Source organism: Burkholderia sp. MSHR3999, from assembly GCF_000833595.1.
GTDB classification, from domain to species: Bacteria; Pseudomonadota; Gammaproteobacteria; order Burkholderiales; family Burkholderiaceae; genus Burkholderia; species Burkholderia ubonensis.
Map to the genome: position 1 here is coordinate 592,697 of NZ_JRFO01000001.1, position 25,575 is coordinate 618,271.

General features: G+C 60.3%; 20 protein-coding genes. All 20 read left to right on the top strand.

Features of this window, described 5'->3' with window-relative positions:
* The first annotated feature begins 235 nt into the window (after positions 1 to 235).
* The 20 genes from KY49_RS02895 to KY49_RS02990 all read left to right on the top strand — a co-directional run bounded on the left by KY49_RS02895 (position 236) and on the right by KY49_RS02990 (position 25,569).
* Positions 236 to 1,681 (top strand): mannose-1-phosphate guanylyltransferase/mannose-6-phosphate isomerase, encoded by a 1,446-nt coding sequence (locus KY49_RS02895; RefSeq protein ID WP_042583296.1) that lies wholly within the window; start codon positions 236 to 238, stop codon positions 1,679 to 1,681.
* Positions 1,681 to 2,475 carry an ABC transporter permease gene (locus tag KY49_RS02900; RefSeq protein WP_042583297.1) on the top strand — a complete coding sequence of 265 codons (795 nt, stop codon included), beginning with the start codon at positions 1,681 to 1,683 and terminating at the stop codon, positions 2,473 to 2,475. Before KY49_RS02895 ends, KY49_RS02900 begins: the two co-directional genes overlap by 1 nt.
* Positions 2,475 to 3,695, top strand: coding sequence for an ABC transporter ATP-binding protein (locus KY49_RS02905; protein WP_042583298.1), 1,221 nt, complete (start codon positions 2,475 to 2,477; stop codon positions 3,693 to 3,695). Before KY49_RS02900 ends, KY49_RS02905 begins: the two co-directional genes overlap by 1 nt.
* On the top strand, positions 3,695 to 5,086 hold the full coding sequence (locus KY49_RS02910; RefSeq protein ID WP_052495638.1) for a class I SAM-dependent methyltransferase: 1,392 nt from the start codon (positions 3,695 to 3,697) through the stop codon (positions 5,084 to 5,086). Before KY49_RS02905 ends, KY49_RS02910 begins: the two co-directional genes overlap by 1 nt.
* The gene (locus KY49_RS02915; RefSeq protein WP_042583300.1) at positions 5,086 to 8,811 is read left to right on the top strand and encodes a glycosyltransferase; all 3,726 of its coding nucleotides are present in this window, start codon (positions 5,086 to 5,088) and stop codon (positions 8,809 to 8,811) included. The genes KY49_RS02910 and KY49_RS02915 overlap by 1 nt, the downstream gene beginning before the upstream one ends.
* Positions 8,812 to 8,823: 12 nt before the next feature.
* On the top strand, positions 8,824 to 9,864 hold the full coding sequence (gmd, locus tag KY49_RS02920; protein WP_042583301.1) for a GDP-mannose 4,6-dehydratase: 1,041 nt from the start codon (positions 8,824 to 8,826) through the stop codon (positions 9,862 to 9,864).
* Positions 9,842 to 10,759, top strand: coding sequence for an NAD-dependent epimerase/dehydratase family protein (locus tag KY49_RS02925; protein WP_042583302.1), 918 nt, complete (start codon positions 9,842 to 9,844; stop codon positions 10,757 to 10,759). The genes gmd and KY49_RS02925 overlap by 23 nt, the downstream gene beginning before the upstream one ends.
* Positions 10,760 to 10,801: 42 nt before the next feature.
* Positions 10,802 to 11,350 carry a glycosyltransferase gene (locus tag KY49_RS02930; RefSeq protein ID WP_231636335.1) on the top strand — a complete coding sequence of 183 codons (549 nt, stop codon included), beginning with the start codon at positions 10,802 to 10,804 and terminating at the stop codon, positions 11,348 to 11,350.
* A gap of 222 nt (positions 11,351 to 11,572) precedes the next feature.
* Entirely contained in the window at positions 11,573 to 12,649 is a 1,077-nt protein-coding gene (locus KY49_RS02935) for a glycosyltransferase family 4 protein (protein WP_042583303.1), read from the top strand.
* Entirely contained in the window at positions 12,646 to 13,875 is a 1,230-nt protein-coding gene (locus tag KY49_RS02940) for a glycosyltransferase (RefSeq protein ID WP_042583304.1), read from the top strand. Before KY49_RS02935 ends, KY49_RS02940 begins: the two co-directional genes overlap by 4 nt.
* Positions 13,876 to 14,092: 217 nt before the next feature.
* Complete coding sequence (locus tag KY49_RS02945) at positions 14,093 to 15,763, top strand: NTP transferase domain-containing protein (protein ID WP_042583305.1); 1,671 nt, start codon at positions 14,093 to 14,095, stop codon at positions 15,761 to 15,763.
* Entirely contained in the window at positions 15,742 to 16,158 is a 417-nt protein-coding gene (locus KY49_RS02950; RefSeq protein ID WP_042583306.1) for a GtrA family protein, read from the top strand. Before KY49_RS02945 ends, KY49_RS02950 begins: the two co-directional genes overlap by 22 nt.
* Positions 16,159 to 16,854 (top strand): glycosyltransferase family 2 protein, encoded by a 696-nt coding sequence (locus KY49_RS02955; RefSeq protein WP_042583307.1) that lies wholly within the window; start codon positions 16,159 to 16,161, stop codon positions 16,852 to 16,854.
* Entirely contained in the window at positions 16,855 to 17,457 is a 603-nt protein-coding gene (locus KY49_RS02960; RefSeq protein WP_042583308.1) for a phosphatidylinositol-specific phospholipase C/glycerophosphodiester phosphodiesterase family protein, read from the top strand.
* Positions 17,454 to 19,505 carry a uridine kinase gene (locus KY49_RS02965; protein WP_042583309.1) on the top strand — a complete coding sequence of 684 codons (2,052 nt, stop codon included), beginning with the start codon at positions 17,454 to 17,456 and terminating at the stop codon, positions 19,503 to 19,505. Before KY49_RS02960 ends, KY49_RS02965 begins: the two co-directional genes overlap by 4 nt.
* Positions 19,502 to 20,248: an HAD family hydrolase gene (locus tag KY49_RS02970; RefSeq protein ID WP_042583310.1), complete on the top strand. Its 747-nt coding sequence runs from the start codon at positions 19,502 to 19,504 to the stop codon at positions 20,246 to 20,248. Before KY49_RS02965 ends, KY49_RS02970 begins: the two co-directional genes overlap by 4 nt.
* Before the next feature lie 7 nt (positions 20,249 to 20,255).
* Complete coding sequence (locus KY49_RS02975) at positions 20,256 to 21,950, top strand: hypothetical protein (RefSeq protein ID WP_042583311.1); 1,695 nt, start codon at positions 20,256 to 20,258, stop codon at positions 21,948 to 21,950.
* A 3-nt stretch (positions 21,951 to 21,953) separates the two neighbouring features.
* Positions 21,954 to 22,964, top strand: coding sequence for a class II aldolase/adducin family protein (locus KY49_RS02980; RefSeq protein ID WP_042583312.1), 1,011 nt, complete (start codon positions 21,954 to 21,956; stop codon positions 22,962 to 22,964).
* Positions 22,965 to 23,578: 614 nt separating this feature from the next.
* On the top strand, positions 23,579 to 24,547 hold the full coding sequence (locus tag KY49_RS02985) for a UDP-glucose 4-epimerase family protein (RefSeq protein WP_042584525.1): 969 nt from the start codon (positions 23,579 to 23,581) through the stop codon (positions 24,545 to 24,547).
* A 5-nt stretch (positions 24,548 to 24,552) separates the two neighbouring features.
* Positions 24,553 to 25,569: an MraY family glycosyltransferase gene (locus KY49_RS02990; protein ID WP_042583313.1), complete on the top strand. Its 1,017-nt coding sequence runs from the start codon at positions 24,553 to 24,555 to the stop codon at positions 25,567 to 25,569.
* Positions 25,570 to 25,575 lie beyond the last annotated feature (6 nt).

Below are 25,575 nucleotides of genomic sequence, written 5' to 3' on the forward strand. Positions count from 1 at the left end.
GCCGCCGGATTTTCGCCCGTCAGGGAGGTGCGGAGGGTGCCCGGCAAGCTTGTCGGGGCGCTGCGCAGTGGGCCGTCTGGACTCCGTCTTTTCCAGACGGCGGCAGTTCGCCAGCTATAATTCTGTCCCAGCCAAGTTGGGACCGATCGGCTGATGCTCTTGCTGGCAGCGCACGTCGAATCAAGTGGCGAGAGCGTTCTTTCGTCGGTAGAAAACTAGATCTGGAGTGAAAGTGATGTTAATTCCCGTCATCCTGTCCGGTGGTGCTGGCACACGACTTTGGCCAGTCTCCCGTGAGGGGCATCCCAAACCGTTCATGAAGCTTGCTGATGGCGAGAGCTTGCTCCTGAAAACATATCGTCGGGCAGCTGCCGTGGTCGGCAACGATGCGGAATCGCAGCGCGGAGAGGTTCTGACGGTCACGAATCGCGACTACTATTTCATGAGCAAGGACGAGTTCGCGTGCGCGAAGCTCGGCGAACTTCAGTCCGGCGTGTTCATGCTCGAACCGACCGGGCGCAACACGGCACCTGCCGTGGCGATGGCGGCGCATCATGTCGTGGAAAAGTACGGGCGCAATGCGCTGATGCTGATTCTGGCAGCCGATCATCTTGTGCAGGATTTGCAAGGCTTTTCCGCGGCGGTCGCGAGTGCCGTCCAACTGGCGAATCAAGACAAGGTGGTGACTTTCGGCATCGTGCCGACCGGGCCGGACACCGGCTTCGGCTACATCGAGGCGGGGGAAAAAGTCGGCGAGGGCCGGGTGGCATTGCGTTTCGTCGAGAAGCCGGATGCCGCGAAGGCTGCCGAATACGTTTCCACGGGCAACTATCTTTGGAACTCGGGCATGTTCTGTTTCAAGGCGGGCGTCATCCTCGACGAGATGGCCCGTCACGCCCCGGACGTCGCGGCGGCGGCCGAGGCATGCTGGGCGTCGTTGCAGGCGGACAAGTCGACTGCACAGATGCTTGAGATTCCCGCCGAGTCGTTCCAGAAGATGCCCGACATCTCGATCGACTATGCGGTGATGGAGCGCTCGTCGAACGTGGCGGTGGTGCCGTCGAGTTTTGGCTGGAGCGATATCGGTTCGTGGGGCGCGGTGCGCGACCTGACCGCGCCGGACCAGGACAGCAACCGGGCCGTTGGCGAAGCGATCTTCGTCGATAGCCGGAACACCTACGTGCAGAGCCCGGATCGTGTCGTGGCGGCGGTTGGCGTCGCCGATCTGATGATCATCGATACGCCTGACGCATTGCTGGTCGCGAGTCCCGACCGCGCGCAGGACGTGAAGCAGGTCGTGGCCCGCCTGAAGAAGCAGGATCACGACGCGTACAAGCTGCATCGCACCGTGAGCCGTCCGTGGGGCACCTACACGGTGCTGGAAGAGGGGCCGCGGTTCAAGATCAAGCGCATCGAGGTCAAGCCGGGCGCGAGCTTGAGCCTGCAGATGCACCATCACCGTAGCGAGCACTGGATCGTCGTGTCCGGGATGGCCAAGGTTGTTAACGGCGATCAGGAAATCTTCGTTGGAACCAACGAGTCCACCTACATTCCTGCCGGTCACAAGCATCGCCTTGAGAATCCGGGCGTGCTGGACCTCGTGATGATCGAGGTGCAGAGCGGCGAGTACCTGGGGGAAGACGATATCGTTCGCTTCCAAGATGTGTACGGGCGGGCTTGATGCTGGGGATGCTGAAAGCCCTGTGGGCCTATCGCGGCTTCATCCTGGGAAGCGTCAAGCGGGAATTCCAGTCCAAGTATCGTAATTCTCTGCTGGGCGCGGCGTGGACCGTCCTCAATCCGCTCGCGATGATCGTCGTCTATACGGTGATTTTTTCGCGAGTCATGCATACGAGGCTGCCCGGCGTCGACAACAGCTTCGCATACAGCATTCACCTGTGCGCGGGCATGTTGCCGTGGGGCATGTTCGTGGAAGTCGTCAGTCGCGCGCAGAACTCGTTCATCGAAAACGCGAACCTGATCAAGAAGCTGAGCTTCCCGCGGCTCTGCCTGCCGGTGATCGTGGTTGCCAATTCGCTGGTCAATTTCTCTATAGTGTTCGGGTTGTTCGTTGCGTTCCTTGTGTTGACCGGTAACTTCCCCGGCATCGTGTTTCTCGCTGTCATTCCGTTGCTGATGCTGCTGACGCTATTCGCGATCGGTCTCGGGATCACGCTTGGCGTGCTCAACGTGTTCTTCCGTGACGTCGGGCAGTTCTTCAATATCGTGCTGAATTTCTGGTTCTGGCTGACGCCGATCGTCTATTCGATCGAGATCCTGCCCAAGCCGATCCAGGCTGGCATGCAGTTCAATCCGATGGCGTCGCTGATCCAGGCGTTCCAGGTCGTGATGATGCAGGGCCGGTGGCCGGACTGGTCGCAACTCTGGTTCGTCACGGCATTGGGCGTCGGCTGGTGCTTTCTCGGTTTCAGTCTGTTCCGCAGGCACGCGGGCGAAATGGTGGATGAACTCTGATGGGCACCATTACCGTTAGCAATCTGGGCAAGGCCTACAAGCAGTATCCGACGCGCTGGTCGCGTCTCGTCGAGTGGATGGACCCGCGCCGCAAGCAGCATCACACGCTGCACTGGGTGCTGCAGGATGTGAACTTCACGGTACGCGCCGGCGAGGCGCTGGGCATCATCGGCATCAACGGCGCGGGCAAGAGCACGCTGCTGAAGATGATCGTCGGGACCACGCAGCCGACGGTCGGCAGCGTGACGATGACTGGTCGCGTCGCCGCGCTGCTGGAACTCGGGATGGGCTTTCATCCGGACTTCACAGGGCGCCAGAACGTGATGATGGCCGGGCAACTGCTCGGCTATTCCGTCGACGAATTGTTGGCGCTGATGCCGGAAATCGAGGCGTTCGCCGAAATCGGCGAATACATCGACCAGCCGGTGCGCGTGTATTCGAGTGGCATGCAGGTGCGTCTTGCGTTCAGCGTCGCGACGGCCCGCCGGCCCGACGTGCTGATCGTCGACGAGGCGTTGTCGGTCGGCGATGCGTATTTCCAGCACAAGAGCTTTGATCGTATCCGCGAGTTTCGTACGCAAGGTACGACGCTTCTGATCGTCGCGCACGACAAGGCCGCGATCCAGGCCATCTGCGATCGCGCGATCCTGCTGAACGCAGGGCGGCTCGAGATGGAAGGGCCGCCCGAGGTGGTCATGGATTACTACAACGCGATGCTGGCCGATCGCAAGGATCACGGGATCCGTCAGGAAACGCTCGAGAGCGGGGCGGTGCAAACAGTGTCCGGCACGGGCGAAGCGGTGATTGATGCGGTCGATCTGCTGGATGAGTCGGGGCAGCCCATCGAGGTCGCTGGTGTCGGGCAGCCGGTGGCGCTGCGAGTCAAGGTTCGCTGTGTCGAAGCGATCCCCGAGCTGGTGGTCGGGTACATGATCAAGGATCGGCTCGGGCAGACAGTGTTCGGAACGAACACCTATCACCTGAAGCAGGTGCTGGTCGATCTCGATGCGGGTCAGTCCGTCGAGTTGTACTTTGAATTCACGGCCAACATCGGGGTGGGCAGTTATTCGGTCGCGGTGGCGTTGCACACGGGGGACGCCCATGTTGCGAACAACTACCAGTGGCGTGATCGCGCGCTGGTATTCAACGTCGTCAACAAGAAGATGGAAACTTTCGTCGGCGTAGCGTGGCTACAGACGACGGTGAGGAGCTTGCCGTAGTGGACAGTTTTTATCGCGCGTTTGAAGATCAGCATCGCGGTTCGAGGGAGCTGATCAAAGTCCGACTGGAGAAATACCTGCCGTTCATTACGCCGCTCGCGACGCTCTACCCGGGCGGGAAGACATTCGACCTGGGTTGCGGTCGCGGTGAATGGCTGGAGCTCATGGCGGAGGCGGGCTTTTCCCCCGTCGGGGTGGACCTAGATGCCGATATGCTGGAAGCGTGCCGCGAGCGCGGTCTGCCGGTATTTCAGGGTGACGCGATTGATTACCTTGCCGCGCTCGATTCGGACAGCCACGCGCTCGTTTCGGCCTTTCACGTTGTCGAGCACGTGTCCTTCGAACAGGTACGCAGGATCGTCAGCGAAGCGCTGCGCGTGCTGAAACCTGGTGGCCTGTTGATTCTCGAGACACCGAACCCGGAAAACATCGTCGTCGCAGGCTGCAATTTCTATCTGGACCCGAGTCACAAGCAGCCGATTCCGCCCGAGTTGCTGAGTTTCGTCGGCGAATATGCCGGATTTGCGCGTGTCAAGCGGGTTCGACTGCAGGAGGCGCCCGCATTGCAGGACGAGGGCGCGCGGATCCATCTGCTCGACGTGTTGGGCGGTGTCAGCCCGGATTACGCCATTGTTGCGCAGAAATCCTGCAACCAAGAAGAGGCTGCATCATTCGACGAAGCGTTCGATACCGACTACGGTCTGGCGCTGGCTGATCTTGCCGCCCGGTTCGAGCAAGGGGTGGCGCGGGAGCATGAGCGATCCGCCGAGCAGATCCGGACGACCCGCGACGAAGTGGCGCAGGTCCGCGGCGAACTGGGCCTGGTCCTCGACGAATTGAGGCGCGCCCGCAGCGAACTGGGGCAAGTCGTCGACGAGCTTGGGCGCGTCCGTGGCGAAGTGGGGCAAGTCCAGGGTGAACTGGGGAAGGTCCGCGGCGATCTTGGACGGGTCCAGGACGCGATTGGCGAGGTCCACGGCGAGCAGGGTCTGGTGCGCGGCGAATTGGGGCGCGTCCATGACGAAGCGCAGCACACTGCCCAGAAATTGCAGGCGGTCTACGACAGTACGTCGTGGCGTATCACTGCGCCGATGCGCAGTGTCGTAACGTATGCCCGCGACGCGAAAGGAGCCTGCAAATCCGGCGCGCGACGCGCGTTGTTCCGCGGCGTCGCATACGCCAATCGCAATCCGTGGCTGCGACGACTGGCTGTGCGAGTGTTGAGCAGGATGCCCGGCGTGAAGCAGCGACTCGTCCGGATTATCGTTGGTGCGCCCGCTCAACCGGTGCACAGAAAACCGGTCGACGATGATGGTTTGACGCCCCGCGCGCGCGAAGCGTTCATGGCATTGAAGTCTGCCCTCGCGCAAGAAAATGGGAATGCTGAATAATGCGTATCGTTGTTGACATGCAAGGGGCGCAGAGCCTCAACTCGCGCAACCGTGGCGTGGGGCGTTACACCGAGTCCATCGTCAAGGCGATGATTCGGAATCGCGGCAAACACGAAATCGTCCTTGCGCTGAACGGAGCGTTCGAGGAGTCCGCGTGGATTCTGCGCGAGCAGTTCGAAGCGATGCTGTCGCCGCGCGACATTCACGTCTGGCATGCAGCGGGGCCGGCTGCCTATGTCGATAAGGCCAACCTGTGGCGTCGCCAGTCAGGTGAACTGACTTATGAGGCATTTCTGACGAGCCTGCGGCCGGATTTCATTTATAGCGCCAGCTACTTCGAAGGCTTCGGCGACGATTCGATTACCAGCATTCACGCGCTTCAAGCGAACGTTCCGGTCGCGGTCACACTGTACGACCTGATTCCGTACCTCTATGCCAAGCCCTATCTGGAGAATCCCCTTTTTAAGGATTGGTATCTGGGGAAAATTGAGCATCTGCGACGTGCAGATTTGTGGCTTGCGATATCCGAATCGTCGCGCTCGGAGGGTATTAAACATCTCGATCTCTCGCCCGAGTGGTCCGTCAACATTTCCGCCGATGTCGACGCGTGGTTTCGGCCGGAACCAATTGCTTCCGAGCGCGAAGCGGCATTGCGAGACAAGTACGGGCTGACGAAACCGTTCGTGCTTTATACGGGCGGTATCGACCATCGCAAGAACGTCGAGGGCATGATTCGCGCGTTCGCTTTGTTGCCGCCCGCGTTGCGCGAGTCGCACCAGTTAGCGATTGTTTGCTCGATTCAGCTGACCAGCCATGAAGCGCTGGAGCGCTTGGCTCGACAGGTCGGGTTGAACGCAGACGATGTAGTGTGCACGGGGTTCGTGCCGGACGAGGACCTGCTGGCGCTTTACAACCTGTGCCGGTTGTTCGTCTTTCCTTCATGGCATGAGGGTTTCGGTTTGCCCGTGCTGGAGGCGATGCGCTGCGGCGCACCCGTGATCGGCGCGAATACGTCGAGCGTTCCGGAAGTGATTGGCTGGGAGGACGCGCTGTTCGATCCCAAATCCGATGAAGCGATTGCGCGCTACATGCAGCGCGGCTTGACGGACGAGGGCTATCGTCAGGCACTGATCGAACACGGGAAGCGCCAGGCCGGAAAGTTTTCGTGGGACCAAAGCGGGCGTTGCGCGCTCGACGCAATGGAGCGGCGGCTTGAGGCCTGGTTGGCCGAGCGGCGTGCGCAGGACGTTCCACCGCGGCGTCTCCGGCTGGCCTACGTGTCGCCGTTTCCACCGGCACGGACGGGTATTGCCGACTACAGCGCGGAACTGCTGCCGGAACTAGCGCGCTTTTACGATATCGACGTCATCGTCGACCCGGATGAAGCGAGAGAAATTCAGTCCGCGCAGCATGCGCATGTTTCGGTGAAAACGCCGGCGTGGCTGCGCAAACATGCGAACTCCTACGATCGGGTGCTCTATCACTTCGGGAATTCGTCGTTTCACCAATACATGTTTCCGCTGCTAGAGGCTGTACCGGGCGTGGTCGTGCTGCACGATTTCTTTCTGTCGGGCATTCTCGCGCACATGGCCATTCACGGAAATCGTCCCGATGTCTGGTCGAGGGCGCTGTATGGCGCGCACGGGTATGTCGGCCTGAAGGCCCGCCATCAGAAGGAGGACATCGCGGATGTCATCTGGGAGTATCCGTGCAGCCTGGGTGTGATTCAGAAGGGCCTGGGCCTGATTGTTCATTCGCCCAATTCGCTGCGACTGGCGCGGCATTGGTACGGCGGGGATACGTCCGACTGGACCGTGATTCCTCTCACGCGCGATGCGACTGCCGTGTCGAGCGGCGACGCTGCGCGTGACGCGCTGGGATTCGGCAAGAACGACTTTATGGTGTGCGCATTCGGTGGGCTGGGGCCGTCCAAGCTCAATCATCGCTTGCTGCATGCATGGAGCAGGTCGTCCCTCGCGCGCGATCCGGCCTGCCATCTGATCTTTGTCGGAGAAAACCAGCCGACCGAGTATGGCGAGGAACTCGCGCGCAGCATTCGGCAAATGGGCGAGAAAGCCACGGTCCACATTACCGGTTGGGCCGATGCACAAACGTTCCGCCAGTATCTGGCGGCGGTCGACGTCGGCGTCCAACTGAGGACGCTGTCGCGCGGCGAAACGTCGGCAGCGGTGCTGGACTGCATGAATTACGGCAAGGCGACGATCGTCAACGCGAACGGAAGCATGGCCGATCTGGACCGCGAGGCGGTTTGGATGCTGCCGGACGAGTTCACCGACGAGCAATTGGTCGATGCTTTGGAGACGTTGCGTTCGGATGCGCGGCGCCGGCAACGGATGGGCGCGCGCGCGCGGGAGATCATCGCGACCGATCATGCGCCCGACGTCTGTGCCGAACAGTATCGCGATGCTATCGAGCAGTTCTACCTTCGCACCGATGCGAATCCCGTCGTACTGTCTCGCGCAATCGCGCGTCGGGCCGGCCAGGCAAGCGACGACCAGTTGCGCGCGTGGGCGCTGACCGTGGCGAGGAATTTTGTGCCGCGCAACAACAAACGGCAGTTGCTGGTCGATATTTCCGAGCTTGTTCGGGTAGACGCGAGAAGCGGGATCCAGCGTGTGGTACGCAATCTGCTGAAGGAGTGGCTGGAATCCCCGCCCGACGGCTTCCGGGTCGAACCGGTTTATGCGACCACCAAAGATTCTTATCGCTATGCGCGTGATTTCACGATGCGGCTGATGGGATTCGAGGACGGCTGGCTGCAGGACGAGCCGATCGACTATGCGGCGGGAGATGTGTTCGTCGGTCTGGATCTGCAACCCCAGGTCGTACCCGCGCAGCGGGCGTTCTATCAGAGCCTGCGATTGCAGGGTGTCCAGGTCAAGTTTGTCGTCTACGATCTGTTGTGCGTGCTGCTTCCGCAGTACTTCGTTCCCGGCGCAGCGGACAGTTTTACGGGCTGGCTCGACGTCGTGGCGGAAAATGACGGAGCATTGTGCATTTCGAAGGCGGTGGCGGCCGATCTGTCGACGTGGCTCGATGCGCGTGCCCCGCAGCGGCCGCGCTCGTTTGAAGTCGACTGGTTCCATTTGGGTGCGGATATCGAGAATTTCTCGACTTCGTCGGAGATCCCGCGCGATGGCGATAAAGTGCTGCAACGCCTGCGCAGTGTCCCGACGTTTCTGATGGTCGGGACCCTGGAGCCGCGCAAGGGCCATGTCCAGGTGTTGGATGCGTTTGAGCGGCTCTGGTGCGAGAATCAGGACATCAATCTGGTGATCGTAGGCCGGCAGGGGTGGATGGTCGAGAATTTGGTCTCGAGGTTGCGGGGGCACACGGAGCAGGGGCGTCATCTGTTCTGGCTGGAAAGCGTCTCGGACGGTTATCTGGAGAAAATCTACGGGGCAAGTTCGTGCCTGATTGCGGCATCCTATGGTGAAGGCTTTGGTTTGCCGCTGATTGAAGCCGCGCAGCACGGATTGGCAATCATCGCACGCGATCTGCCAGTGTTTCGTGAAGTGGCCGGCGAGCATGCGTTTTATTTTTCCGCGCAGAAAGGGGGGGATTTGGCGGCAGAGATCAGGGCGTGGCTCGAGCTTCGAGCGGCGCAGCAGGAGCCCTCGTCTCGCGGTATGCCTTTTCTGACCTGGGCGCAGAGTGCTCGTCATTTGGCAAAAATTCTCTCGCGCAACGAAGCGTGTTCTTAAAGCAGGTCTATTATGTCTAACAAAACTTCCATCATTACCGGCATCACTGGCCAAGACGGCGCCTATCTCGCCGAGCTCTTGCTCGACAAGGGCTACACGGTCTACGGTACCTATCGCCGCACCAGCTCGGTGAATTTCTGGCGCATCGAAGAGCTCGGCATCGCCAAGCATCCGAACCTGCATCTGGTCGAATACGACCTGACCGACCTGTCGGCGAGCATCCGCCTGCTGCAGACGACCGGCGCGACCGAGGTCTACAACCTCGCCGCGCAAAGCTTTGTCGGCGTGTCGTTCGACCAGCCCGTCACCACCGCGGAAATCACCGGCATCGGTCCGCTGAACCTGCTCGAAGCGATCCGCATCGTCAATCCGAAGATCCGCTTCTACCAGGCGAGCACATCCGAAATGTTCGGCAAGGTGCAGGCGATCCCGCAGATCGAATCGACGCCGTTCTATCCGCGCAGCCCGTATGGCGTGGCGAAGCTGTATGCGCACTGGATCACGGTGAACTACCGCGAGAGCTACGACATCTTCGGCTGCAGCGGGATCCTGTTCAATCACGAGTCGCCGCTTCGCGGCCGCGAATTCGTCACGCGCAAGATCACCGACTCCGTCGCCAAGATCAAGCTCGGCCAGCTCGATGTGCTCGAACTGGGCAACATGGATGCGAAGCGTGACTGGGGCTTTGCGAAGGAATATGTCGAAGGCATGTGGCGCATGCTGCAGGCTGACGAGCCGGACACGTTCGTGCTGGCCACGAACCGTACCGAAACCGTGCGTGACTTCGTGCGCATGGCGTTCAAGGCGACCGGCGTCGACCTCGAGTTCAAGGGCAGCAACGAGCATGAAACTGCCGTCGATGTTGCAACCGGCAAGACGGTGGTCCGCGTCAATCCGAAGTTCCATCGCCCGGCCGAAGTCGATCTGCTGATCGGCAATCCGGAGAAGGCGAAGCAGAAGCTGGGCTGGGAGCCGAAGACGACGCTCGAGCAGCTGTGCGCGATGATGGTTGAAGCGGATTTGCGTCGAAATGAACGCGGCTTCTCGTTCTGATGCCCCGCGCGCCCTGGTGACGGGGCTTGGCGGCTTTACCGGCGACTATCTTGCACAGTCGTTGCGGGCGGCCGGCTATCGCGTGTTCGGCACGGCGCACGGTTCCGAGGCGACCCGGTCCGACATGTATCGGGTGGACTTGTGCGACCGGGCGGCGCTGGCGAAAGTCGTCGCGGACGTTCAACCGGACGTGGTCGCGCATCTCGCCGCGATCGCGTTCGTCGCGCACGGCGACGCCGACGCAATCTATCGCACTAACGTGGTCGGCACGCGCAACTTGCTGGAGGCGCTTGCGAACCTGGAGAACCGTCCGAAGGCCGTTCTGCTGGCCAGCAGCGCCAACATCTACGGCAACGCGGTAGTCGAGATCATTGACGAATCGGTCGAGCCGAATCCTGCGAACGACTACGCGGTCAGCAAGCTGGCGATGGAGTATATGGCGCGCCTGTGGCGCGACAAGCTGCCGATCGTCGTCGCGCGTCCGTTCAACTACACGGGCGTCGGACAGTCGCCGCAGTTTCTGCTGCCGAAGATCGTCGGCCATTTCCAGCGCGGCGAGCGCATGATTGAGCTCGGCAACATCGACGTCGAGCGCGATTTCTCCGACGTGCGCCGCGTGGCGGATGCGTATCGACGCCTGCTGCAGCTAGCGCCTGCCGGCGGCGTGTTCAACGTCTGCTCGGGCCGAGCGGTGTCGCTGAAGGCCGTGATCGCGATGATGGAGCATATTGCCGGCTACACGATCGAGGTGCGCGTCAACCCGGCATTCGTGCGTGCGAACGAAGTGCACCGATTGCAGGGCGACGGTGCGCGGCTGCAGGCCGCCGTCGGGCCGCTCGAGGATATTCCGCTGGAAAGCACGCTACGCTGGATGTTTGACGGAGGGCGTGGGTGAGAGTCGGTTTCGGCACGACTGCTCTGGTCCGGGGTAGTGCGCATGGCGGTGTCGACGGGATCGGTTCATATGCGCGCGAACTGGGGCGGGCGCTGTTGGAGCTGGGCGGGGTCGAACTGGTTCCCGCTGATTTTGACGCGACCGTCGGCGACGACTTGTCCGGGTGCCCGGCCACCAGTGAATTTCGGCCGGCACGAGGTCGCGACGGTGCTGGGCCCTGTGACACCGTGGACGTTAGTCGACGAGAAGGCGCTGCGCGCGGAGTGCATAGACATGTTTCATGTGACGGATTACCTGATTCCGAAACTGTCCGCGACACCCGTCATCGCGACGCTGATGGACGCCATCCCACTGCCGCACCCGGAATGGACGACGATTCGGCTGGCGGCGCCGCGCCGCTGGCCGTTGCGGTGCTCGGGAACCTGGGCCGGCCGTGTGATTTCGATCTCCGACTATTCGAAGCGGGAGATCGTCGAGCATTTCGGCATCGCTCCCGAGCGGATCTTCATCGTTCTACCGGGCGTGCATCCGCGCTTCTTCGAGCGGATCGATCGCGACGAGGTGTTGAAGTGGCTCGGCCTGCCGGCGTAATTCTTCCGGTGCGTCGGGACCCTGCAGCTGCGGAAGAATTTCAAGCGGGTGGTCGACGTCCAAGCGAGCTATGCCGGCGGCATGAGAATGATCGTCGAGCAACTTGGCAAGGCCGACGCGCTTCGCGAGGCCGGACCGGCGCGGAAAAGACGCTGGCCGTCTACGAAGCCGTTCTAGGCGGAACACGGCGTTCATGAGTCAATTCGCATCGAGGAGCACCGCGTGAAGTTGGGGGTGGATATCACCTGGATGGTGGGCAACTATCGCGGCATGGGGCGGTTCGCCCGGCAACTGGTGGCGCCGGTCGGCGCGTCGGTGCTGGGCTTGACCCCGCGCGGCGTGAACTCCGACGAATGGCGGTGCGTCAGCGAGGGGCGCGGCTTCTTCCCGTGGTGGGAGCAGGTCGAGCTGCCCCGCCTGTGTCGCGAGCAGAAGCTCGATTATTTGCTGTGTCCATACAACACAGGGCCGTTGCGATCCACGGGCAGCACACGGCTGATCGTGGTCGTCCACGATCTGATCTATATGAAGCCGTGGCGCGTGCTGCCGCCGGCGAGATCGCTGTATCAGACCGCCGGGCGTGTATACCGCCGCCATGTGGTGCCTCGGCTGGCGCGCCGGGCAGACGTCGTGCTGACCATCTCGCGGTTTACCCAGCGCGAGCTGGTGGAGAATCTCGGGCTACGCGAGGAGGACGTGCACGTCATTCCGAATGCGATTTCGGACGACTGGTTCGCCGCGCCGTTGAGCCAGGCTGAGCGCCAGCCGTACCTGTTCACGGTGGCGGGCGAAGTGCCGAGCAAGAACGTCGATCGTCTCCTGCAGGCCTTCGCGGTGGCTCGGCCCGCATTGGGCGACGATGCCCGGCTGAGGATCGCCGGGATAAAGTCTGAGCATCATGCGCATTTTCTCGGGAGGGCGGACGCGCTCGGGCTCTCGGATGTCGTCGAACTGCTCGGTTATGTTTCGCGGGAGGAACTGCGCGAGCAGTACCGGCATGCCCGCGCGTTCATCTTTGCTTCGCTATTCGAAGGGTTCGGGATTCCACTACTGGAAGCCATGGCGTCCGGCACGCCTGTCGCGTGCAGCAATACGACATCGATGCCCGAAATTGTCGGCGAGTGCGGTCTGCAGTTCGATCCCTATTCGGTGAAAGACATAGCGGCACAGATCCGCAGGGTATGGAGCGACGACAAGCGGTTCGATGTGGCGACCGGAGATGGGATGGCCCGTGCACGCACCTTCTCGGAATCCGCCGTGCGTCCGTCGATCGAGGATTTCTGGGCCCGTCTGTCATGAGTCAGGACAAGAAGAAGCTGCTGGTGCTGACCCCCCGGTTTCCGTACCCGGTGATCGGCGGTGACAAGTTGCGGATCTATCACCTCTGCAGGGTGCTGTCCCGCCATTACTCGCTGACGTTGCTGAGCCTGTGCGAAACCCCGGAAGAGATGCACGCCGAATTGCCTGACGATGGCGTGTTCGATCGGGTCGAACGAGTCTTTTTGTCCAGAACGCGTTCGTACCTCAATACATTGCTCGCGTTGCCTACCCGCACGCCGTTGCAGGTTGCGTACTATCGAAGCCGCGCGTTTGCTGCGGCCGTGTCCCGGCTGCTGCCGTCGCACGACGGTGCGTTCGTTCATCTGGTGCGCTGCGCCGAGTACGTGCGCAAATCCAACAAACCGCGCGTCCTGGAAATGACCGACGCGATCTCGCTCAACTACAGCCGCGTCAAACAGCTCAGGAAGGCGCGAGGGCTCAAGTCGCGCGTGTTCGGCATCGAGGCGAAACGTCTGCTTGACTACGAGCGCACGATCGTCGACGACTTTGATCTGTCGGTGCTAGTCTCGAAGACCGATCGCGACTACCTGTTTCCCGGCGAATCGGCGAAGAAGGTGCTGGTGTGCTCGAATGGCGTGGACCTGTCGGACCTGCCGTACGTGGCGCGTAGCATGGCGAGCCGCTTGCTGGTTTTCATCGGTGACATGCGGACGGTCCAGAACCAGGACATGTGCCACTACTTCGCCGAAGCGGTGCTGCCGTTGCTGCGCAAGCGTGCCGACTATCGCTTCCGGATCGTCGGTTCCATCGCGCCCGCGCTGGCTGAGCGATTCCGCGCGTACGACGGCGTCGAGGTGACCGGCCGGGTCGCGTCGGTCGCGCAAGCCGCGTCCGACGGGGCGATTGGCGTGTGCCCGATGCGGATCGGCGCAGGCGTGCAGAACAAGATTCTCGAGTACATGGCGCTCGGGCTGCCGGTCGTCACCACGTCGCTGGGGCACGAGGGCTTGGGCGCGAAGAGCGGGCAGGATCTGCTGATCGCGGATACGCCCGAGGCATTTGTCGAGCGTATCGAGTGGCTGGTTGCGCACGCATCGGCCGCAGTGGAAATGGCCGGCCATGCCCGGCAATTCGTCGAGCAGGAGCATGGCTGGAGCGAGATGACGCAGGCGCTGGTCGAGCGCATCGACGGCCTGCTGGCTGCCGGTCCGGCATGCCCCCCGGGCGTCTGTACGCCGCTGTGACGTATCAGCTTTTGTGATATCGAAAGCTGAACGTCTTGTGTCCGGTGGCTGGATCGGATTCGACGGGTTGTAAGAGGGGGCATGACTTGCAGGCCAGTTCGGCAGGACCCTAGAGGGGCTGCTGACCGACGGCTGCAGGAAATCTCGACCCAAAGGCGCGTATAATGTCGGCGCCAACTTGCGGGCCAACGGCGCGCGCCAACAACACGAGGTTCGGATGCAGATTGTTATTCCAATGTCGGGGTTCGGGGAGCGCTTTCGCCGCGCCGGCTATGACGTGCCAAAACCGCTCATCGAGATAGACGGCAAGCCGATTATCGGCCACGTTATCGATTTATTTCCGGGCGAGACGGACTTCATATTTATCTGCAATAAGGATCATCTTGCGAGTCCGGCGTACCGGATGGAGGCCATCCTTCGGGAGCTGGCTCCGTCCGGGCGAATCGTCGCGATCGATGCCCACAAGCTCGGGCCGATACACGCGGTTCTGATGGCTGCGGAGCATATCGACCGCTCCAAACCCGTAGTGGTCAATTACTGCGATTTCACTTGTTATTGGGACTGGCGGCATTTCAAGACATTTGTCGACGAGACGCAGTGCGACGGCGCCATTCCGGCCTACAAAGGGTTCCATCCGCATACACTCGGCACGACCAACTACGCGTATATGCGAGAGTCGGGCGGTTGGGTGGAAGAAATCCAGGAAAAGAAGCCCTACACGGACAACAGGATGGAAGAGTATGCGTCCAGCGGAACATACTACTTCCGCTCTGGGGAACTCATGCTGCGCGCCTTTGAGGAGACTGAAGCAAAGGGCAGGAGCGTTGGTGGGGAGTTCTACGTGAGCCTTGCGTACCTGTCATTGCTCGAGGCGCGGTGTCCTGTTGCTGTCTATCCGCTCCAGCATTTCATGCAGTGGGGGACACCCGAAGATGTAGCCGAGTACCGCATGTGGTCGACGGCGTTCGATCGACTTGCGGCGCCCCAGCCTGATGCCGCGACCCCTCGCGGTACTGTAATCGTTCCAATGGCGGGGCTCGGCGAGCGGTTTGCCCGGGAAGGCTATACCGAAACAAAGCCGCTCATCGAGGTATCGGGATTGCCGATGGTTGTTCAGGCGGCTCGCTCCCTGCCGCCGGCCGAGCAGTATGTATTCGTCATGCGTCGTGACATGCCGGGCGCCGAGGCGGTATCGGCAACATTGCGCGATGCTTTCCCCGGCGCGATCATCGAATTCGTCGAAGGCGTGACCGACGGGCAGGCATGTACGGCCTTGATTGGATTGCAGGCTGCGCAGCGTGAACTAGGCTGTGTGCCGGAGCCTGTGACCTTCGGCGCATGTGACTTCGGTGCGCTCTATGACGAGGTTCGGTTCGATGCATTGATCGACGGTCCCGACGCGGACGTTGTGGTTTGGGCTGTCAAGGGGCACGCCAATGCGATCCGTCATCCGGAAATGTTCGGCTGGCTCGGCGCCGAAGGCGAGCGTGTCACGCAGGTATCGGTCAAGGTGCCGCTCGGCGACCCACGGAACGATCCCATCGTGCTCGGCACGTTCACGTTCAAGCGAGCCGCCGATTTTGTTCGTTGCGTCGAGCACATGATGGCTCGCGAAGCCCGCGTCAAAGGTGAGTATTACCTCGATACCTGCATCGACGATGCAATGCAGCTCGGCATGAATTGCCGGTTGCTCGAAGTCGATTCGTACTTGTCTTGGGGAACCCCTAACGACTTGCGCACCTTCGAATATTGGCAGTCGTGCTTCTCGAAGTGGCAGGGGCATCGCTACATGATCGCATCGGATTTCCGCGTCCCACGTGCCGCCGTCGATTCGCTCAATCGGCGCTACGAGAAAACGGTACCTGCATGCAGCCGGTCGATGTCGTGATCAAACGTGAAGCCCTGATATTCCTGATCGTTGGTACGTTGACGGTTGGAATCGATTTTCTCAGCTATACGCTGCTGTTGCGCGTCGGCGTGCCGTACGCGTTCGCCAAAGCGACCGGATTCGTTGTCGGCACCGTGTTCGCGTATCTTGCCAACCGGCGATGGACATTTGGTCATCGGCAGCATGCTCCGGGCAGCGTGCTCCGGTTCGCGACGCTCTATATGCTCACGCTCGTTGCCAATGTATTGGTCAACCACTTCGTCTTGCTGATTGCCGTGGAAAAATCCTGGGCAGTACGGCTCGCTTTTCTCGCTGCGACAGGGGTTTCTACGGTGCTGAATTTTCTCGGTATGAGGTTCTTCGTATTTCGCGGCCAACTTATTCGTGAGGCATAGATGCAATTTTCTCTTGTCATCCCTTGCTACAACGAGGCCAGGAACCTGCCCCTGCTCATTGAGCGTTGCAAGAACCTTTGCGCATCGAGCGGTGTCGAGGTCGTGCTAGTCGATAACGGCTCCAGTGACGATTCGCCCGCCGTGCTTCGCACTTTGCTTGCCGGTACCACAGGGCTTCGTTCTGTACGCGTCGACGTTAACCAGGGTTATGGCTTTGGAATACTGAGCGGACTACGGGCTGCCAAAGGCGAAATCCTCGGGTGGACTCACGCAGACATGCAAACGGACCCTTGCGATGCCTTGGCGGGGCTCGCGCTGTTCGAGCGCCATGGCAACAATATCTTCGTTAAGGGGCGCCGATACGGACGGCCGATTGCTGACGTGGCGTTTACCGTCGGGATGAGCATCTTCGAAACATGTCTGTTGCGCAGACCATTGTGGGACATCAATGCGCAACCGACGATGTTTTCCCGCGCGTTCTTCGAGCGTCTTGAGAATCCACCAAGCGATTTCTCGCTAGATCTCTATGTGTACTACCAGGCGCGGGTCATGGGGCTCCCTGTGCATCGCTTCCCCGTCCGTTTTGGTGAGCGTGCTCATGGTGTCTCGCATTGGAATGTCAATTGGGCTGCCAAACGAAAATTCATTCGACGCACGATCGATTTCAGTCTGTCGATGCGCAAAGCGGGAAAGTAAATGAAGATCATCGCTCATCGGCGAAACACGATTGAGGCATTGCGGGCCACGCCCGAAAAGTATGGCATCGAGGTTGACATTCGCAGCGTCGCGGACCGGCTCGTGATCCATCACGATCCGTTCGTCGAAGGCGTGTCGTTCGAGGCTTGGCTTGCGCACTATCGTCACGGAACATTGATTCTGAACGTCAAGGAAGAGGGCCTCGAAGCGAAGCTCATCGACCTGATGCATGCGTTCTCAATTTTCGATTACTTCTTTCTCGATCAGTCGTTCCCGTTCCTGGTCAAGTGGGCACGGAATGGTGAGAAGCGCTGTGCCGTTCGGGTTTCGGAATTCGAATCAATCGAGACCGCGTTGTCGTTGGCCGGAATGGTCGAGTGGGTGTGGGTCGACTGCTTTACGAAGTTTCCGCTATCGACGGTCGATGGTGCTCGATTGCGGGAGGCCGGTTTCCGATTGTGTCTCGTTTCTCCTGAATTGCAGGGAAGAACCGACGAACATGAAATAACGAAGATGCAAGGGGAACTCGCAGATCGAGGGATTGCGATCGATGCGGTGTGTACCAAGCGCCCTGACCTGTGGGAAGGTTCATTCGCTTCATGAAGCCGATTTTTGCTAAGCCGACGTTTTGGATCGGACTACTGTTGCGAGTCGCGCTCGTTGCACTCGTGATTCCCCATGCGTCGCAGGTTTGGTACGTGCCGTTCATGGAAGTGACTTCTCGGCACCTATCATGGGATCCGTGGGCCGTCTTTATTCAGGCTGGTGGCGCCGAGCGTGCATTTCCGTACGGGTATGCGATGTGGATTGCTTTTTTGCCCCTGACATGGGCGGCGAATCTCGTCCATTTGCCGACGGCGGTGGCTTACGGCTGTACGCTGGTGTTGGCCGATATCGCGTTGCTGTTCACACTGCGTGCATTGTTCGAAGTAAAGGACCGGCTCCTGCTAGCGCTGTATTGGCTGTCTCCCGTCATCATCTTCGCCGTCTATTTTCTCGGTGCCAACGACCTCGTGCCCGTGGCGTTGTTGTGCAGTTCGCTTCTCGCACTTAGAGAGCGTAGGAATCGCCTTGCCGGCGCAATTTGCGGGGCGGCCGTCTCGGCAAAGCTGAGCATGCTGCTGGCTCTGCCGCTGATCGCGATCTACTTGTACCGCAATAAATCGATGCGCCGCCATGTCGCCGAGTTCGCACTTGGTCTAGCCGCTGCTTTGCTGCTTTTGGAGGTGCCGTTTTTTCTATCGAGCAACGCCGTTGCGATGCTGATTCATAACCCGGAGCTGGCAAAGGCCCGGGAATTTGCGCTCGGCATCGGCAACGATCGAACTCTGATCGTCTTACCGGTGGCGTATTTGTTGATGCTGTATTCGTGTTGGCGAATCAGACGCATCAGCTTCGATTTGTTGCATGTGCTGCTCGGCGTCGCGTTCTTCCTCGTATTGCTGATGACCCCTGCGGCGCCGGGTTGGTTCGTGTGGGTGATGCCGTTGCTCGTCTACTACCAGGCGATGTCGGCACGTGTATCGGTCGCGCTGGTTTCGGCGTTTTCGATTGCCTACATATTCACCGCGCTGTTGACGTCGCCGCCCCCGGTCATAATGGGTGCAACGCTGGAGCAGACGGCACACCTTGGCATGGATCTGCATGCGCATCCGCAGGCGATCAACATCGTCAACAGTGTCTTGATTGCGTTCGGCCTCATTCTGGTTTGGCGGATCTGGCGCGAGGCGGTGCGCCAGAACGACTACTTCAGATTGAGCCGCAAACCGGTCGTTATCGGCATCGCTGGAGATTCCGGCGCAGGAAAGGACACGCTTGTCGATTCCATTATTGGCTTGCTGGGGCAGCATTCTGTCGTGCGAGTATCGGGCGACGACTATCACCATTGGGATCGGCATAAGCCGATGTGGCAGGTAATGACGCACCTGAACCCCCGTGCGAACAATCTCGAGCGTTTTGGGGCCGACGTCCTGTCGCTTGCCAACGGAAGGTCCGTGCAAGCGAGGCACTACGACCACGCCAGTGGCAAGATGAGCAAGCCGCATACCGTCGCGAGCAACGATTTCGTCATTGCCAGCGGGCTGCACGCCCTCTATCAACCGCTTTTGCGGGAGCGCTACGATCTGACGATCTTCCTTGACATAGACGAAGGACTGCGACGGTATTTCAAGATTCAACGCGACGTGCACAAGCGGGGGCATAGCCTCGAAGCTGTTCTAGCGTCGATCGAGAAGCGAACTGGCGACGCCGAGCGTTTTGTTCATCCTCAAGCTGCACATGCGGATTTAGTGCTTTCGCTGCAACCGATCCACCCACGCATTCTGAAGGATCCGAGCGACGACAGGCCGCTCAGATTCAAGCTCGTCGTGAGCTCGCGGCATGGCCTGCACGAGCAATCGCTCGAGCGAATGCTTGTCGGAATTTGTGGGCTACATGTCGATACGGTGCTCGTCGGAGACGAGTCCACCGTCGAGATGACTATCGAAGGTGAAACGATCGCCGACGATGTGGCTATGGCCGCGCAGCATCTGATTCCGCGTGCGGCAGTCTTGCTGGACCAGCCGCCGCGCTGGGAGGACGGCATCGCGGGGCTGATGCAATTGATGGTCCTGTCGCATCTCACGCAGGCTTTACAGAAAAGACTTAAATGAAACTTCTCGACCCTACGCGCTTCGAGCGTCTTCCTGATGCGGTGCTCTTCGATACCGACAATACGCTTTACCCGTACGATCCAGCACATAAGGCTGCTATGGACGCCGTGCGGCAAAAGGCGATGAGTACGTTCTCGATCTCCAATGCGCAGTTCGAGGTGGCATACGGCGCGGCACGCAAGGAAGTCAAGCAGAGACTCAAACATCAGGCGAGTTCGCATAGCCGGCTTCTTTATTTTCAACGGATGCTCGAGATCATCGGCTTACGCTCCCAGGTCCTGCTCGCGCTGGATTTCGAGCAGACATACTGGCGGACGTTCTTGAGCCACGCGGAGCTATTCGATGGCGTGCTGGAGTTGCTCGACGATCTTCGTCTAGCAGGCATACCGACCGCCATCGTTACCGATCTGACCGCCCAGATCCAGTTCCGCAAGATGGTCTACTTTGGCCTTGATCAAAGCTTTGATTACATTGTAACGAGCGAAGAGGCCGGTTCGGACAAGCCCGATCCCGCGCCGTTCGAGATCGCGCTCGAGAAAATGAACCCAAAGGGCGATTGCATCTGGATGATCGGGGACAACCCGTTGAACGATATCAAAGGGGCGCGGGAGACTATCCGAGCCGTTACGATCCAAAAAATTCATGGGGGAGTTGCAATCGGAGAAGGCGATCAGCGTCCCGATGCGATCGTCCACGAATTCAAACAACTGAGTGCTTTGATCGGCAGCATTGCGCAAAGGTAAGCCGTCCATGAAGCTTCGTAACACCTTGACCCGTGCCAATATTTTCGCTTCGCTTCTCACGGCACTCGTCGCATGGATCAGCCTGGAGTTGTTTTTGTCGGGCAATTTGATATTGGGGCACTTTTCGCAATTCATGCTTCCGTCGGAGATGTTTGGGTTGCCGGCACAACTCCGCGACCACGGGCTAACGGCGTTTTTTCACATTGGGCACGGCGGCTGGGATGGCCAGTTCTATTACTCGATGTCGAACGACGTTCTTGCACTTCGCGATACGGTCGCTCATCTTGACAATCCGGCCTATCGATATCAGCGAATCGGCATTCCGTTGATCGCCAAGATTGCGTCGAAGCTGATGGGGCAGACGTGGGTCAGTCCACTGATCTATTACTCGACAAACCTCGGTCTGGTGCTGTTGGCGACATTGCTGGGTTCGCGTTGGTTTCAGCGGCGCGGACGGTCTCCTTATTTGATTTTGCTCTGGTCGCTTGCCGCGGGCGTACAGATCACGATCCTCAACGGGCTACCCGACGCTGGTGCCGACGCGCTGCTGATCCTGGCGTTGGTCTGTTGGTACGAGCGTCGTACCGCCCTATATGTGCTTGCGATGTCTTTTGCGGCATTGGCTCGTGAGGCATACGTTGTCATTCCCTTCTTTGCGGGCGCAGGAGCGGTGTTGGGGTGGGTGTTGAACCGAGAGACGGCTGCGCGTCCCAATCGCTTGCCAGTGATCGCGCACGCGCTTCCGGTTGCGGTGATGCTGGCCTGGCAAGTTTACATTCGATTACACATTGGCTCGCCGCAGGCGGGCGCAGTGTTGCTCACCTGGCCTTTTGTCGATGCCTTGCGCTATATATCCCTCGGATTGCACGGACTACATCCGGTCGTGGGAGGGAGGAATGGCCATCTCGAAGCGGTTGGACTTATTCTCCATTTGCTGCTGGTCATAACGACAGGGATAGCGATGCTCGTCGTACTCCGAGCGTGCTTGCGCAGCAAGGTCAAACATTACGAAGTTGCCGGCTTCGCATTAGGGTTTGGCGCCCTTTCGGTAATGTATCTCTGTTTGAATCACATTGTCGTGAACCACTTCAGCGGTTATTTCAAAGCGTCGGACATGTTCCTGTTCGCGCTGCCGTTCATGTTGGTTGTCGTCGATAAAGTTATCCCTCGTGCGCTAACCATCGCACTCACGGTGACAGCTGCCTTTTTCTTCTTCCTGTTCGTGCGGCATCGGCTTAACAATACGCATTGGATCGAGCCGTCCCCGTCCGCTCAGGCGTCCGTAATGGATCGCGCGGCCTGCCTTAGCTCGTTCGATGCACAAACGACGCCGCTAGCGATTACAGAGGTGGGCGGGGCAAGTTGGATTGCGAGGCTCCTCGGCCGGAAATTGATGCTCGTCGAAGTCAAGCTGACCAATCGGTCGAACGTGGCATTCAGCCCAACAAAAGGCGCAGGTTCCGTGAACGTCGGCTATCAGTGGCTCGACGAAAAGACGGGCAAGGTCGTCGTCGATGGCGCACGAGCCATGTTGAGCGATCAATTGCAGCCGGGGCAGAGCGCAATTCTCACGGTGGTCGTGGATAAACCCAAATCGCCGGGCGATTATAGACTGGTGATTTCGCCGGTGCAGGAGCTGTGCGCCTGGTTCTACCAGGTAAATAAGTCGAGCGCCTTCGACATTGTTGTCCACATGAGGTGATCCATGCACAAGGCTATATCCAATTTCAGTGCGGCGCTGGGGAGCGACGCGCTTCTCGTGCAAGGTGCCGGCGGCAACATCTCGTGGAAAGACGACGATACGCTTTGGATCAAGGCGTCGGGCACTTGGCTTGCCGATGCACGGCTGCGTGACATTTTCGTTCCCCTATCGCTTGCAACGGTGCGAACGCTCATGCTTGCCGGAGAAGAGAGCTTTATGAGTGCGGTTGTAGGGAATTCGACGGCACGCCCTTCAATCGAGACGTCGCTGCACGCTGTCTTGCCGCATCGCATTGTCGTACACGTCCATCCGGTTGACGTTCTCGCGATTTGCGCTCGCAAGAGAGGCGCTGAATTGCTTGCAAAGCGGTTGGGCGATTTGTCTTGGGCACTTGTTCCGTACGCCAAGCCAGGTGCGCAACTGACTGGTGCAGTATCGGAGGTCTGCGGGCAGTATCCAGCGGCCAATGTGCTGGTCTTGGCCAATCACGGACTAGTGGTCGGCGGCGATACGGTCGAGGAGGTCGATGTATTGCTTCGAAACGTATCAATGCGTTTGCGGCTTGAGCCGCGGACCGGGACCGGGTGCGACGCGGGTTTTGCGCGCCCGAGCGACGAGGTATGGGAACAGTACGGATATGTGCCCGCGGGCGCCTCTCACTGGCACACCATGGCGCAGGACAGAAACGTTCTCGAACTCGCACGCAATCATTGGGTGATGTACCCTGACCATGCCGTTTTTTTGGGCGCTGGCGCTACAATCATCCATCCTTCGATGTTGTACAAGGATGTCGAACGAGCTGTAGCCCATCGTCCGCCATGCGTCTTTGTCGAGGGACTAGGGGTGCTCGAGCGGCGCGATATGACGAAAGCGCAACGCGCGATGCTCCAGTGCTTTTATGACGTCGCGATGCGGATTGACGATGCGTCGGATGCTCAATCGCTGTCCGATGCCGACGTTTCGGATCTGCTGAACTGGGACGCCGAGAAATATCGTCAGCAAAACTCGCAATGACTTGTGCAGGCCACCGCCCATCGCACGAAAAGCGGGCATCGATATCGTGGAGCTCGCGGGTAGGAGTGTGCGGCGGTCCGCATTAGGGCCCGGTCGTACCCACGGGTCGAATGAAAGCAGCCAGATGATCAGGCTGCTCGATGAATCCCCGCCCCCAAGTTCCGCGTTGCCGTTGTTCAGCAGTTGAAGTTCCGAGGCCATTCGTTCGACTGTGTCGGGGGATAAGCTTGGCGTGTACCAGGTCAACGATCTGTTGTCGAAATTCCGGTGCATAGGGCGCTCGGTATTTGGACATGATCCGCACCTCCTTCCTGACAGGATAGATCGTGTTCACGAAAGCGGGTCATCTCCAGGATGTTGAAATAACTTCCGCCAACGTCATTGGAGCGGAAGTGGCAAACGTTGAAACAAGGAAACGGACAATACCGAGAGCGACGCAGTGCACGGAGTCCTTTCGCGTCTCGCGCGGGGAGACCCTGGGGGCGCCTAGCCGGTATACTCCGGGCTATTTGGCATTCAAGCGTCATTCAAGCATCGAATAGGCGCAGGCGCGCGTCCATGCGGTCGCGCGTCGCGCTAATGTGCGTTCTTCAACCGCTTTGTCTGGAACATCGCTGATGCATGTTGTGGTAACGGGGGCGAGCGGCTTTGTGGGCCGAGCCCTATGCCGTGCTCTGGTCGAAAACGGTCATCGAGTGACCGGCATCGTTCGCCGCACTGGCGCGGTGCCGGCCGGCGTCGAGGAGTGGGTGCATAGCGGTCCGGAATTCGCGGATATCGGGACACATTGGCCGGCCGCGCCCGGCGCGGTCGATTGCGTCGTGCATCTCGCCGCGCGCGTGCACGTGATGAAAGACTCCGCAGCGGATCCGGACGCCGCGTTTCGCGCGATGAACGTCGAGGGCACGTTGCGTGTCGCCGAAGCCGCGCATCGGCACGGCGTGCGCCGCATCGTGTTTGTCAGCAGCGTCAAGGCCATCGCCGAAACCGATGGCGGCCAGCCGTTGAGCGAAGACAGTGCGGCTCGCCCCGAGGGTCCCTACGGCCGTTCGAAGCGTGATGCGGAAGTGCTGCTTCGGAAGTTTGGCGATTCGACCGGCCTTGAGACTGTGATCGTTCGCCCGCCACTGGTGTACGGCCCCGAGGTTCGCGCGAACTTCCTGCGGATGATGGGCGCCGTTTGGCGCGGCATGCCGCTGCCGCTCGGCGCGATCACCGCGCGTCGCAGCGTCGTCAGCGTCGATAATCTTGCGGACGCGTTGCTGCGCTGCACGATCGATCCGCGCGCGGCGCACGAATGCTTTCACGTTGCCGACGACGATGCGCCTTCAGTTACCGGGCTGCTGCGGATGGTCGGCGACGCGCTGGGGCGGCCGGCGCGGCTCTTTCCGGTGCCGCTCGCCGCGCTCCGGCTGGCTGGTCGCCTGACCGGTCGCAGCACGGCCGTCGATCGCTTGACCGGCAGCCTGCAACTCGACACGAGTCGCATCCGTCGCGTGCTCGACTGGAAACCACCCTATACGACTCGCCAGGGTCTCGAAGCGACAGCTGCGTGGTATCGTTCGCGCGATACCCAGAACTAGCCGACATGCCTTTCCTGATATCCACGTGGCCCGCCGCGATCGCGCTGGCGCTGGCCGCCGCCGTCGCGTCGACGGCCATCTTGCGCGTGCTGCTCGCGACCGGCCTCGCGTGGCGGCTCGCCACCGACATTCCAAACGACCGTTCGCTCCATACGTTGCCGACGCCGCGCGTCGGCGGATGGGGTATCGTGCCTGTGTGCATCGTGGCGCTGCTGGCGCTCGCGCCGGGGCTGTGGCTGATCGCGGCTGCGGCAGCGGGGCTCGCCGCGATGTCACAGATCGACGACCGGCGCGGGCTGCCGGCCCGTGTGCGGTTCTCCGCGCACCTCGCGGCAGTCGTTGCGCTGATCGCCGTTTATCCTGCCGCTGCACCCTGGTGGGTGCTGGCCGGTGTGGGCTTCGTGATGGTCTGGCTGACGAACCTGTACAACTTCATGGACGGCGCCGACGGCCTCGCCGGCGGGATGGCGCTGTTCGGCTTCGGCGCATACGCGGTCGCGGCGCTGACCGGCGCGCATCCGTCCCCCGATCTCGCCGTGGCTGGCGCAGCCGTGGCTGGCGCGGCCTTCGGTTTCCTGCTGCTCAACTTCCACCCGGCGAGACTGTTTCTCGGGGACGCGGGCTCGATTCCGCTCGGTTTCCTGGCCGGCGCGCTCGGCTACTGGGGATGGCGCACCGGCGTCTGGCCGATCTGGTTTCCGGCGCTGGTGTTCTCGCCCTTTATTGCAGACGCATCAGTAACACTTTTGAGACGTCTGTTACGCGGCGAAAAGTTCTGGCAAGCGCACCGAGAGCACTATTATCAAAGGATGGTCCGATCGGGCGTAGGTCACGGTCGGACCGCTCTTTATTGGTACCTCATCATGCTCGCAGGCATAATTGTCGCCTTGTGGGCGAAGGGCCGCCCGGAACTGCAGCAATGGCTGTCATTCTTCGCATGGTACGGCGTCCTGGCATGTATCGGATTGGTGATCGACATGCGTTGGCGCCGGTTTCAGTCGGCCGCCAAAAACAATTCGTGAGGTTTC

Bases quoted from the DNA above. Each gene is read 5' to 3' on its own strand.
- KY49_RS02980 (WP_042583312.1), top strand. From the start codon at position 21,954: ATGCACAAGGCTATATCCAATTTCAGTGCGGCGCTGGGGAGCGACGCG.
- KY49_RS02975 (WP_042583311.1), top strand. From the start codon at position 20,256: ATGAAGCTTCGTAACACCTTGACCCGTGCCAATATTTTCGCTTCGCTT.
- KY49_RS02990 (WP_042583313.1), top strand. From the start codon at position 24,553: ATGCCTTTCCTGATATCCACGTGGCCCGCCGCGATCGCGCTGGCGCTG.
- KY49_RS02970 (WP_042583310.1), top strand. From the start codon at position 19,502: ATGAAACTTCTCGACCCTACGCGCTTCGAGCGTCTTCCTGATGCGGTG.
- KY49_RS02915 (WP_042583300.1), top strand. From the start codon at position 5,086: ATGCGTATCGTTGTTGACATGCAAGGGGCGCAGAGCCTCAACTCGCGC.
- KY49_RS02960 (WP_042583308.1), top strand. From the start codon at position 16,855: ATGAAGATCATCGCTCATCGGCGAAACACGATTGAGGCATTGCGGGCC.
- KY49_RS02900 (WP_042583297.1), top strand. From the start codon at position 1,681: ATGCTGGGGATGCTGAAAGCCCTGTGGGCCTATCGCGGCTTCATCCTG.
- KY49_RS02930 (WP_231636335.1), top strand. From the start codon at position 10,802: ATGGCGGTGTCGACGGGATCGGTTCATATGCGCGCGAACTGGGGCGGG.
- KY49_RS02955 (WP_042583307.1), top strand. From the start codon at position 16,159: ATGCAATTTTCTCTTGTCATCCCTTGCTACAACGAGGCCAGGAACCTG.
- gmd (WP_042583301.1), top strand. From the start codon at position 8,824: ATGTCTAACAAAACTTCCATCATTACCGGCATCACTGGCCAAGACGGC.
- KY49_RS02945 (WP_042583305.1), top strand. From the start codon at position 14,093: ATGCAGATTGTTATTCCAATGTCGGGGTTCGGGGAGCGCTTTCGCCGC.
- KY49_RS02895 (WP_042583296.1), top strand. From the start codon at position 236: ATGTTAATTCCCGTCATCCTGTCCGGTGGTGCTGGCACACGACTTTGG.
- KY49_RS02905 (WP_042583298.1), top strand. From the start codon at position 2,475: ATGGGCACCATTACCGTTAGCAATCTGGGCAAGGCCTACAAGCAGTAT.
- KY49_RS02950 (WP_042583306.1), top strand. From the start codon at position 15,742: ATGCAGCCGGTCGATGTCGTGATCAAACGTGAAGCCCTGATATTCCTG.
- KY49_RS02940 (WP_042583304.1), top strand. From the start codon at position 12,646: ATGAGTCAGGACAAGAAGAAGCTGCTGGTGCTGACCCCCCGGTTTCCG.
- KY49_RS02965 (WP_042583309.1), top strand. From the start codon at position 17,454: ATGAAGCCGATTTTTGCTAAGCCGACGTTTTGGATCGGACTACTGTTG.
- KY49_RS02925 (WP_042583302.1), top strand. From the start codon at position 9,842: ATGAACGCGGCTTCTCGTTCTGATGCCCCGCGCGCCCTGGTGACGGGG.